At 34.6% G+C, this 10,376-nt stretch carries 13 protein-coding genes and 1 pseudogene; 8 read left to right on the top strand and 6 right to left on the bottom strand.

Translation table 11 applies throughout. The annotated features are described in order from the left end of the window. Positions 1 to 577, top strand: a pseudogene (locus tag FTV08_RS15540) (ISNCY family transposase); the annotation flags it as partial. Positions 578 to 744: 167 nt separating this feature from the next. Here the strand turns inward: FTV08_RS15540 and FTV08_RS15535 are convergent. Further along, positions 745 to 1,059, bottom strand: coding sequence for a hypothetical protein (locus tag FTV08_RS15535; RefSeq protein ID WP_005108843.1), 315 nt, complete (start codon positions 1,057 to 1,059; stop codon positions 745 to 747). Between the two features lie 106 nt (positions 1,060 to 1,165). Between FTV08_RS15535 and FTV08_RS15530 the strand changes: the two genes are divergently transcribed. The 4 genes from FTV08_RS15530 to FTV08_RS15515 all read left to right on the top strand — a co-directional run bounded on the left by FTV08_RS15530 (position 1,166) and on the right by FTV08_RS15515 (position 2,821). Continuing rightward, a complete protein-coding gene (locus FTV08_RS15530) occupies positions 1,166 to 1,597 on the top strand; it encodes a hypothetical protein (RefSeq protein ID WP_005108844.1) in 432 nt (143 codons plus the stop codon). After that, positions 1,587 to 1,913, top strand: coding sequence for a hypothetical protein (locus FTV08_RS15525; RefSeq protein WP_180087632.1), 327 nt, complete (start codon positions 1,587 to 1,589; stop codon positions 1,911 to 1,913). Before FTV08_RS15530 ends, FTV08_RS15525 begins: the two co-directional genes overlap by 11 nt. 319 nt (positions 1,914 to 2,232) lie before the next feature. Next, a complete protein-coding gene (locus tag FTV08_RS15520; protein WP_180087631.1) occupies positions 2,233 to 2,544 on the top strand; it encodes a BrnT family toxin in 312 nt (103 codons plus the stop codon). Further along, the gene (locus tag FTV08_RS15515) at positions 2,507 to 2,821 is read left to right on the top strand and encodes a BrnA antitoxin family protein (RefSeq protein ID WP_061875360.1); all 315 of its coding nucleotides are present in this window, start codon (positions 2,507 to 2,509) and stop codon (positions 2,819 to 2,821) included. The genes FTV08_RS15520 and FTV08_RS15515 overlap by 38 nt, the downstream gene beginning before the upstream one ends. A 62-nt stretch (positions 2,822 to 2,883) precedes the next feature. Here the strand turns inward: FTV08_RS15515 and FTV08_RS15510 are convergent, their stop codons facing one another. The 3 genes from FTV08_RS15510 to FTV08_RS15500 form a co-directional block, all read right to left on the bottom strand. Beyond that, the gene (locus FTV08_RS15510; RefSeq protein WP_061875359.1) at positions 2,884 to 3,240 is read right to left on the bottom strand and encodes a lysozyme inhibitor LprI family protein; all 357 of its coding nucleotides are present in this window, start codon (positions 3,238 to 3,240) and stop codon (positions 2,884 to 2,886) included. Between the two features lie 36 nt (positions 3,241 to 3,276). Continuing rightward, positions 3,277 to 3,891 (bottom strand): hypothetical protein, encoded by a 615-nt coding sequence (locus FTV08_RS15505; RefSeq protein WP_180029154.1) that lies wholly within the window; start codon positions 3,889 to 3,891, stop codon positions 3,277 to 3,279. Positions 3,892 to 4,119: 228 nt separating this feature from the next. After that, positions 4,120 to 5,238 (bottom strand): hypothetical protein, encoded by a 1,119-nt coding sequence (locus FTV08_RS15500; RefSeq protein WP_227548720.1) that lies wholly within the window; start codon positions 5,236 to 5,238, stop codon positions 4,120 to 4,122. Between the two features lie 655 nt (positions 5,239 to 5,893). On the opposite strand from FTV08_RS15500, the gene FTV08_RS15495 reads away from it, so the two are divergent. After that, complete coding sequence (locus FTV08_RS15495) at positions 5,894 to 6,037, top strand: hypothetical protein (RefSeq protein WP_154648518.1); 144 nt, start codon at positions 5,894 to 5,896, stop codon at positions 6,035 to 6,037. A gap of 980 nt (positions 6,038 to 7,017) precedes the next feature. Here the strand turns inward: FTV08_RS15495 and FTV08_RS15490 are convergent. Next, a complete protein-coding gene (locus tag FTV08_RS15490; protein ID WP_005020931.1) occupies positions 7,018 to 7,194 on the bottom strand; it encodes a hypothetical protein in 177 nt (58 codons plus the stop codon). A 663-nt stretch (positions 7,195 to 7,857) separates the two neighbouring features. Between FTV08_RS15490 and FTV08_RS15485 the strand changes: the two genes are divergently transcribed. Together FTV08_RS15485 and FTV08_RS15480 are read left to right on the top strand one after the other, a co-directional pair. After that, a complete protein-coding gene (locus tag FTV08_RS15485) occupies positions 7,858 to 8,865 on the top strand; it encodes a replication initiation protein (protein WP_005020928.1) in 1,008 nt (335 codons plus the stop codon). A 105-nt stretch (positions 8,866 to 8,970) separates the two neighbouring features. Further along, positions 8,971 to 9,537, top strand: coding sequence for a plasmid replication DNA-binding protein (locus FTV08_RS15480; protein WP_257221282.1), 567 nt, complete (start codon positions 8,971 to 8,973; stop codon positions 9,535 to 9,537). Between the two features lie 180 nt (positions 9,538 to 9,717). On the opposite strand, the gene FTV08_RS15475 is transcribed toward FTV08_RS15480, so the two are convergent. Beyond that, positions 9,718 to 10,155, bottom strand: coding sequence for an immunity protein YezG family protein (locus FTV08_RS15475; protein ID WP_163167911.1), 438 nt, complete (start codon positions 10,153 to 10,155; stop codon positions 9,718 to 9,720). Between the last annotated feature and the right edge of the window lie 221 nt (positions 10,156 to 10,376).

The raw sequence follows: 10,376 nt of genomic DNA, 5'->3' as shown, positions 1-10,376 counted from the left end.
GAATAGAACCCTTCAAGACCGTTTGATCAAGGAGATGCGTCTGGAAGGCATCAGTTCAATTGCCGAAGCCAATGCATGGCTACCCTGCTTCATTGAGCACTTCAATCAGAAGTTTGCCAAGTGTGCGAGAAACTCGAAGAATTTACATCGATCTTTAACGGAATCTGATGCTGAGCTGGAGGATATATTCACTTGGCAGGAACCGCGTAAGGTCACGAAGAACCTAACCATCACCTATGACAAGTGTATTTATCTGCTTGAACCGACAGAGCTGAATCATAAGCTTGTTGGGCAATACATTTCATTTCTGGAGTACCCGGATGGCACTGTGGCCCTCATGCATGAAGGACGGAAGATCAACTATAGCGTCTTCAATAAACTGGCTGGACTACAGCAGAATGAAGTGGTTGAGAATAAAAGATTAGGCTCAGTTCTGGCGCATATCCAGCAACAACATGAAGAGTTGGAGAAACAGAATAAACGTTCCCGTCTCAAGAAAAGTATGCCGAGTCGTAAAGCTCAGAAAGCTGTTATTGAACAAAGAAAGTTAAATCCTGTGCTTGACTCTTGTGGTTAAAAACAGGACATTTTAAATGGTTTATCACATAGACATTTTAATTGGTGAATAACAAAAAAAACCTGGGCACCAACCCAGGTCTAAAATTTAAAAAACAGATAAATATCAGTGCAATAAACTCATTTTTCTAATTTCGCATAACGTGTATTATGTTAATTTTAGGAGATCTATACAATTCTGTACTTTTTCACAATCATAGAAAAAGCAAATAAAATACTTATCCAAAATAAATAATCAATAAAAAAATTGAGAAAAACAAATTGATCCATGCCGATGAAAATAAATAAAGGATTGATACTTATACTTCCGACTGGAGAGGTTTCACCATCTATAAGGAACTGTAGAGGAAATCCCCCAGCTATGACTTCAACTTCTCCAAGCTTATCTACAACTATGCGGTCAACTAATATATTTTTTTGATAAAGCAAAGATACGTAGGTCAAAATAATTGCTAAGAAATTAAAATATAAAAATTTTTTCATAATTTTATCTCATATATCTATTAATTTTAACAATTTTTAATCAGAGCCTTTTGGAATAATTTGCTTTAATTTCTCTATTATTATTTTATCAAAAAATTCCTTTAATATGAAAAGATTAGAATTTATTTTATTAAGTTTACTTGCAGCCTGTAGTCCAGTTACAGAAAAAATTGAATCAAATATAGTTGTTCCACGTATTCAATATACGGGGGGAGCAGATAATGCAAGTTATAGTGAGGCTAAGCTTATTAGGGAAGGTAAATGCCTATACCTAGAACATGCTGATGGATCTAAAGTTCTGCCAATTTTTGCTACAAAAACTCTAGATTGGGATATGGAAACTAAGAGCCTAAAAGTAGATTCGGATACTTATTTTTTAGGTGATAAAGCAGCATATGGAGGCGGAGAATCCTATCCTCTAGAAAAAAATAATTATTCTTGGATAACTGAAGTAGATCCTAGCTGTGATACCTCAAAAGTTATAGTTATTAGTCGACTCATAAGACCAATTGAACAGAACTACCAAAATGAAGAATAGCCTATTTTACTGTCTTGCATTAGTTTTAATTATAGGATGCCAACCATTAGAAAACAATGGATATATTTCTATTAAAAATTGGACCAATGCCCCAATCACAGATCTTAAAATAACTTATATCAGTGCTCAAAAAACTTATAGCTTAGGTACTCTTTATCCTTATTCGGAATATAAATACGCCATCAACTATGAGCAGCATAATGAGGATTCAATAATCTTTTCATATGTAGATAAAAGTCATAAAAAGATTAATCAAGAAGTAGCTACATATGCAGCCAAATATGATAGGAGAATTTATGAAATAATTATTCAATAGAATATAAATTTATATAGAAATTACAATTACTAATTGAACGAAAGAGCTTCTATTTGAAGTTTCAAAAACTGGAGTTTTCCACCAATCTAACCTCCATTTAACATAATGGTGGTTATACGAAGTACACTTGTATATTAATATAAATATCAGATACTTATTCAAACCAGAAAAATCCAAAAATGTCCAAAAATCCGATTTTGAAACAAGTCGGCTTTTTTATGTTCGATTCTGTAATATTTTGCCAATAAAAAGTGGAACAACTTTGCAAAATTTACAATTTTGTATTAACATTTTTATATTAACAAAAAGCGATACAACTATGGAAATTGAGTTTTCATGGGATGAGCATAAAGCAGATACAAACCTCAAAAAACATGGTGTAGCTTTCGAAGATGCAACCTTGGTTTTTTATGATGCCTATGCCGTCTTCAAACAGGATCGCTTTGAAAATAGTGAATATCGTTGGCAAGCGATAGGTCTCGTACACGGCCAGACAGTTTTATTAGTGGCTCATACTGTACAAGATCATAATGGGATTGATCATATCCGCATTATTTCGGCACGACAGGCAGAGAAAAAAGAGAGGAAACAATATGAGCAAAACCGTTACCTACAAAATGGATTTGAATAATCCTCCTGTTTTGTCTGAAGAACAAAAGGCAAGACTGGAAGCGTTAGCTAAACGTCCAGACAGTGAAATCGATTTTTCAGATATTCCTGAACTTGATGACAGCTTCTGGAAAAATGCTGTCCAGAATCCTTTCTATAAACCAACTAAGCAAGTGACGACTGTTCGTATTGATTCAGACGTTATGCAATGGTTAAAGGCTCAAGGTAAAGGTTATCAGACACGTATGAATAAAATTCTGCGTGATGCCATGCTGAATGAATTGAAAAATCATTCGTAAAAATGGGAGCTTATCGCTCCCATTTTTATTTCGTATAAAGTTTTCCACTACCCCGAATAGCTTTAATTTTTTAACTGTTTTTTTAATTTAGTTAAACGTTCATCATATTCACCGAGCATACAATATGTATAGTGTACTTGACTGTTTTCACATGTTTTTTCGGTATTTTTTAACCATTGTGCCTGCTGATTTTTAAGTACATTATATTTTTGAATATTACTCTTTTTTACTTGATTAAAAATCGTTGTAATTTCAGACTTATACTTAGTAATAGCATAGTCACTACACTGCTCTACCACTCCGTTATTGATGTTACCACTCAAATCCAAGCAAATTGAATAGTAATCTACATTCTTTGCTTGGGTATTAAAACCCATTGTTATTAATAATAAAGCCAAAGCTACATTTTTATATTTCACAAGAATTCATCTCAACAATATTTTAGAATATCTAAATTATTTCATAAGAAATTTAGATAAAAATCTATCTAAATCAGTAATTAACGTATAATTTCCGTATCTTTCCTGCCATCCCTTTTCCAAAACTTCAATACAGTCTTGCTCTGTGAAAGGAATTTTATTTTCAAAAATCGTGATATTTTCAGGTAATACTTCTAATTTAAAAGAACTGACTTCAAATCCAAACTCACTTTCTACATCATCCCATGACCATTCTGAAAAATCGTCTTCATTTTTCAGAATTCTGTAAACTTGATTAATTCTTTTATCTAAAAGACCTGATTCAACCATTTTTTCTTTTAATTTAATTCTTTCCTCTTCTGTTAGATATTTACAATCCTTGTAATAACCAACAAAGAATAAATCACCATTACTATCCCTAGAAAAAAAGAAAATATTATGTTTTTCAGAAAATAAGCTAGAAACATCAGCCTTCAAATAGCCATAAACCTTACCATCAATTAATTCATTTTTATTGAAATTCCATGCTTCATGACCAATACCAAAATGAGAAATATAATTATCATTCCCTTTCTCAATTGCATATCCAGATATATCTGGTTTTTGATATAAATTTTCATTCCATGAAATTTTTTGGAGTAGATTAGCCACAGCATTATTCCTTTTTAAATACTTAATATATATAAATTAAAGCCATTATCTACTGTATATATATACTGTGCAACTGTCAGACTTTGAGAGAAAAATTTTCAAAAAATTAGCTAATTTTAGCTAAAGTCTGACAATTGACTTTTGTAAAAATATTACCTCATTTAACATAAAATCTCTTATGCGAAATTCAGGACGACAAGAAAAAAAGCTACGCTTCGCTTGGTGGATTTACTCATCTTCAAGCACCTGTAAGTAAAGCTCATCTGCTTTTTGAGCAATGGCTTTGCCGTTCTCACGCATTTCTAACTCTTTAGCTACATAGGCTTTAATTGGCGTGTTGTAATAACTACCACCATAATAATCTTTAATAAGTTTTAAAGGTACTTCAACTCCATGCTCATCAAAAAGATCGCGCCGATAGTTGTATTCATAAATAGTATCTGCATAGGTCGGTAGTCGAGGTAAATAGGTTAAGTGGGGCGGTGATAGTTCGATTTGGTTCCACGTTTTTTTTGCTCGTTTATGTAAAAAACGATGAGCAAAATGGAGTATTTGCCCTGCTTGGGAACGGTTTGCTTTAAACACTGACCACGTTTCCACCAAAAGAAAAAGATTTTTAAGGTCTGCCCTGTTCTTCTCTGCCGAAGCTGTTGTTTTTTGGCTAACCAATTTGTGAATAGTATCAATAAATTTTTTCTTAATTTTTTCAACACTTTGCTTAGTATACCGCCAAGTCCACGTATAAGCCCTTACTCGATCTTTGTAGTCTTTCTCATCACCCAGGATAAGCTGTTTATAGGTTTTATGCGTATCTCTGAAAAGCTCTAAAGTTATTAAAGCTGTAGGCTTCACAGCGACAGGATTCTTTAAAGCAAATAATTTTGGTTCATTGTCTTTGAAATGGCCTGCAATAAGGTTTAACTCTGCTGAAATACTATCGACATCCCACTTAAAGCCTTTGTACTTCTCTTTAAGATTCGCAATTTTTAAACGCTCGGACTCTTTGGCAAGTTTATTAACCTCAATACCGTTGAATGTATTGAAATCTCTGCTTGTTGGCGTGGTAAATAGACAATATAAAAACCATTTTTCTACGTTAAAAACATCCCTTTGGACGATCATGGTGCAAATTGGGCGACCCGTTTCAAGGCGGTAATTCCTTTGTCTTGGAGAAAGACCCAGTTCATAACGCTCTGTCAGTTTTTCTAGCACCGAATCAATGGATTTTTTGGAGCTGTCATACTCAAAAGTGAAGTAAAAATATGCACCATTGGCAACATGGTCAGCGAGCCTTTGCATGGTGAATTTTGTGTGTGGACTAAAAATTATCATCCAATTATTTTCCAATTATTGTAATCAAGGGTTAATTCACAAAATACACGGTTTTTTGCTCAAAAAATAGCATTGTAATCGAGTAAAAGGATTTTTGGTTTTAAGCTGTTTTTTGCTTTTTCTATAGCGAAGCTATGGTGAACTTGCGAAACAAGTTTTAAGGACTTTTAGACGGTATTTGTAATCGCGTAATAAGTAGTTCCTGCAAAACGACTCTAGACAGCATATTTTTTGTGCATTATGCTTTTTAAATCAGTTGTGAAGTGTGTCTGACCAACGCACCTAAAAGACCTTTAACCGTTTTTTAGTGTGCCGTTAGGCACACTAAAAATTTTGATTTTCAACAGCTCACAGTGGAAAGGTTGACAGCCTGAAAACTGCTTGACGAAGCGGACTGCCATTTAACTGTGGCTCGGTACGCTTTGATGAGGGCTGATGAGGGGTGGCTTTTGCCTACCCTCAAATTCTACTCAATCCACTTCATTGTTGGTTCTTGAAGTTGGGCGACAAGGAAACGGAATCACCGAAAGGTGGCGAATGGGTTAAACCCCATTCTAGGCTGAAAGGGCTGAAATCCTGCTTTTGAAGAAATAGTGAGTGAAATCCAATGATGGAGAGTAGCGTTAATAACTACCGTTCTTCGCTGAATCTTTATGGTTTGGCGAGGTGCGTGGCACACACGATGGCTTCTGCGGTATTCGAGAGGGTACAGGCGATCAAGGTGAAAGCTGGCGAGAGTGGCACTTTTTGGTCAGGTGGTGAAATTGTCGTGATGACATTCCATTTTGGCTCGAAAGGTCGATGTATAGCTTAAACGTGTTAAAGGTGGGGAGAGATCCTCATCGACTGTGCTAAGTAAGTGTTCTACCCATGATGATATTTTTTAAGCTGCGGAATCGGTATTTTGGAACTGCGTACCGAAAAGCAAGGAAAAAGCTTAGAAACTTAGTGGATGAACGTACTGCTTGTTAAGACTTCAATTGATAACTTGGGACGCACTTTTATGTCATTAGGTTTTGTCACCTAAGTTTTTGAATAACTAAATTTTTAGTTATCGGCATAGATGTGTTGGAGCGATCTTTAGTAGCGCATATAAGGTAGATTTTTTGCCGAAGTTGTACCGTCATAATTCTGAATAAGTTATTGTTTTTTTTATTTGTAAAATAGATAGTGATCTATAATTACAGGTAAAATTGATAATCAATAAGAATTTTCTTTTGAGTTGTTTTATCAAAAGTTGGTTAAAAGCCATAGCTACCGTTGTCAGAAATGACTTGTTAAGGGAATCGTGGTTTTGCGAAAGAGTGATGTTGAGGCTACAGGGGACTGTAGTTGAGTGTGTTACTTCCTGCATGGTCATAGTGCTTGAAGGCTGTGGATTTAAAGCCACAGGAGAGTCAAAAAGGTTAAATGGGGATTGGTCTCCCCTGCTGTTCGAGTTGGTCGCTCGGACTAAACTAAACTTCTGAAGACATAGTTTTTCGAGGTTGTTATCCACCATAGGATAAATATTTTCTGATTTTATGAATAAATTCAGCGTTTTGAAGTTTGGTGTTAGTTGGTTGGCAAACAGCACTTCGATAAAATTTTACGGTGCATACGTCATAAGCATTTTATAGACCCCCTCGGATATTCTTAGCCAACAGAATATCGAAACGAGGTGGGTTGTCTAAATACCCACCATTTGCGTTTTAAGACACTTTAAATCTAAACCTGTAGGTAGGCATAGGAATAACCGTTAAAACACCAAATAAAGCAAACCATGCACTATAAATCCACACCTTTTGGTGTATCTTACTCACGATCTGTCATAAAATCTTCTAACCCTGTTGGGTCATCATTGTTTTTAAAGAACTCCTCCCAAGTTACTTCACAAAAGACACCATCTTCATTGGCTCTAAACCATCGTGGTTTGTTGAAGTTCTTCATCGAGAGAGAAACCAAATCTTCATCTTTTTTATCTTTGCTCATCTCAGATCCTCTTTAGCGAGTGTCTACGAGCGACACAACGAAAATTTGCGCCTAGACTCCCTGAAAAACTGCTTTTTAAAATATTTGCTTCAACAAATTGAAAGTAGATCACATGCTGATCTTTGCACCTAGACCGAGCGAAGCGAGCATAAAAAACTTATGAGCGAAGCGAATTCCGAGTTGCTTTTGCCTTTTCTTAAAGTAACAAGAATATTAACTAAAAATTGCCCCACGAATCGAGCGAAAGCGAGATTCAATAGAGTTTGAGCGTAGCGAAAACCAAGGGCAATTTTTAATTTACTAATTTTAAAAGCTTTATTAAAAGCTTTTAATAGCTTTTAAAAAGCTTTTAAAAAGCTTTACGACCAGTCTCAATGTATTGCTATATCAGTGTTTCAGACACTAAAGTGGGGGCGAAATGTTAGGTTTTTGACTTTAAGTGGGGGCGAAATGTTAGGTTTTTGACTTTAAGTGGGGGCGAAATGTTAGATTAGTGGGGGCGAAATGTTAGATTAGTGGGGGCGAAATGTTAGATTAGTGGGGGCGAAATGTTAGATTAGTGGGGGCGAAATGTTAGGTTGTAATCAAGATATGCTTGACTTAATAAGTGGGGGTAAGTAGTATTGAAAATACCACCACATAATAGAAGAATAGTAATTTTAGATGGCTGTATCATTAAAGAAAATTAAAAATTTTGAGGAACATGACAAATCTCTTTTTCCTCTTGCAGCACCTGCCAAACGTTATCCAAAAGACTATGCTGTCTTTCAAAATATTTTCTGGCAATTGAAGCATGAGAAATCACCAAAAGACGATATTCTAAAATTGCTATTCTTTTTTAGCCCTAAAGTTCGGCTAGCATCAGATCCCAATGAAACAACAGAATTCACTGTAACAGCTAAAGAATATGCTGAATTGACGGGCTTAAAGCCAAGCAGTGCTTATGTAGCCTTAAACCGAGTAGTAGATGCTCTCTACGACCACAGTGTAGTTTTTTATCATCCTGGAAAAGATCGAGATATTCGAACAAGACTCATTAGTACATGCTCATACAAGGATGGATGTTTTTATATTTCTTTCACGCATTTTGCCCTATACATTATGTATGTTTTTAATAAACAAAATTCGTATACAAAATTTAAAGTTAAGTCGGCTGTTGCCTTACATGGTCACGGTTTAAAACTTTACCCATTCTTGGTACAAAATGAATTTCGGTCTAATTTCGATGTATCCATTAAAGAATTAAAAAGTGCTTTAGGTCTGGCAGAAAATTCATACCCAGAATATAGAGATTTCAAAAGTACTATTCTTAAACCCCACATTGATGACATTAACTCTAAAACAGAACTTACTATTGAGTTTAAAGCAGTCAAGAAAGAAGGACGCAAAGCTAGTCATGTTAATTTTATAGTTAGAAAAAAGAAAACTATTGGAGCTAATCAACAAAGTGAAACTGGTAGTAACCAAGAGCAAAATAAAATAACTGCAAAAATGGTTTATTTAACGATAATTCAAAGTGAAGAATTGAGCTTGAGATTCAAAGAATCTGGTGAGACTACAGACGAATTAGTAGAAAGAATAAAAATTGATTTTAAAAATAACGAAGGTAATAGATGGATTGAAAAACTAGCAGAATTCAATATCGACTTTACTATTGAACAAAAAGTTTGAAAAATTGCTGCTATACCTAGAAAAGTACGATTTAATTCAAAATAAGATATATGTTCAGCTAAGATGTTCAGATGAACATCCTTAAACACGCGCTGAGGGATTACATTGAACAAAACAAAATTTAGCATAATGGACGCAAGTAAAGCTTTTAAAAAATCAAGAACAACAATCTATGAATCTATAAAAAGTGGTGAATTATCAAGAGATCATGATGGACTTATAGACTTATCGGAACTTATCAGAGTTTATGGCAATCCAGTTAGTGTTCAGTCCAGTACACGTACTGAACAAGTCCAGAAGGATGTACAGGTACACGTTCAGTCTGAAGTTGAAAATGTATTAAAAGATCAAATTTCTTTACTCAAAAATCAGTTAGATTTAGCAAATCAAAGAGAAAAGTCTTTGATGCAACATATTGAAGATCTCACTCATAGAATTGAGTTTAAAGGCACGTTAGAACAGCCAAAACAAGAAAATACTAGTAAGCTAAATGAATCTACTAATCTAAATATAGCAACAGATCCTCGGCCAGAGATTGAGTCGAACTATGACGCATTGACTACTTTTGGGGAAGACAACAAGCGTATACCTATTCCTGAACACGTTGAACCGGAACCTAAAAAAAGGGGACTATTGGGCCGTTTAGCTCGGGCAGTTTTTACAGATGAGTAAGGTTTTATTGTTATTTTTAGCTAAACAAAAGTGTGGAACATTGCTCACTTATTAAGCGTGGAACGTGAAAAATCATAAAAAAAGCCCAACTTGGGGAAGATGGGCTATCAACTAGAAACTACAGCGTTGAATTATAAGGATAATTATAACGCATTTCGTATAAGGTGTATTATGTTAATTTTAACTATTCTTAACTCTTACTCTTTCTTCCCACAGTTCTTTAGGAATATAGGGATAATCTTTATCTAACTCCTCCTCAGAAAGATCGCTAATTCCTTTCATATATAAATTGACCCAACTATCTTCTCTTGGAATATATCCAAATTCAGCATTAAATCGACCTTGATCTGTCAATTTAAATCTAAAATGCGTCCACTTTTCTTTAAAGATATCTAATGAGTTCAAATTTAGAATATGATCCATTAGTTGATCCTCAATTAAGTAAGGTCTTTCCCCCATTTCAAAGCTATCAATTGTATTTTTAACGGTTAACCACTCTGTCCCTCCTGCGGAATAATCAGAGTAAATACAGCCTATAAAATGAATTTCAACTGCTTCTTTAGGCATTACCGACCATAAAAGTTCGCCAATTTTTTGATAAATTTCCTGGTCGTTCATTTTCGTTATATCTCAATATTGTGGGATGAGTCTTATAGTAAGCAATTAAATCTTTCAGATCATTTAACATAATGGCTGTTATACGCAATAAAAATGTTAGAAACCATTTAAAGTGTCTATATTCTCACCAATAAAAATGTCTAGTTTATGATGGTTTTTACCATCATGGACTGGATATAAATTAGAGATGTTGATCACTATGTCTGACAAGGAAATTCAAC

Origin of the sequence: Acinetobacter sp. YH12226, assembly GCF_013417805.1 — a bacterium.
GTDB lineage: Bacteria > Pseudomonadota > Gammaproteobacteria > Pseudomonadales > Moraxellaceae > Acinetobacter.
The sequence above is the reverse complement of the archived record's forward strand: the minus strand, read 5'-3'. Positions and strand labels throughout refer to the sequence as shown.

Bases quoted from the DNA above. Each gene is read 5' to 3' on its own strand.
- FTV08_RS15535 (WP_005108843.1), bottom strand. From the start codon at position 1,059: ATGAAAAAATTTTTATATTTTAATTTCTTAGCAATTATTTTGACCTAC.
- FTV08_RS15530 (WP_005108844.1), top strand. From the start codon at position 1,166: ATGAAAAGATTAGAATTTATTTTATTAAGTTTACTTGCAGCCTGTAGT.
- FTV08_RS15525 (WP_180087632.1), top strand. From the start codon at position 1,587: ATGAAGAATAGCCTATTTTACTGTCTTGCATTAGTTTTAATTATAGGA.
- FTV08_RS15520 (WP_180087631.1), top strand. From the start codon at position 2,233: ATGGAAATTGAGTTTTCATGGGATGAGCATAAAGCAGATACAAACCTC.
- FTV08_RS15515 (WP_061875360.1), top strand. From the start codon at position 2,507: ATGAGCAAAACCGTTACCTACAAAATGGATTTGAATAATCCTCCTGTT.
- FTV08_RS15490 (WP_005020931.1), bottom strand. From the start codon at position 7,194: ATGAGCAAAGATAAAAAAGATGAAGATTTGGTTTCTCTCTCGATGAAG.
- FTV08_RS15485 (WP_005020928.1), top strand. From the start codon at position 7,858: ATGGCTGTATCATTAAAGAAAATTAAAAATTTTGAGGAACATGACAAA.
- FTV08_RS15475 (WP_163167911.1), bottom strand. From the start codon at position 10,155: ATGAACGACCAGGAAATTTATCAAAAAATTGGCGAACTTTTATGGTCG.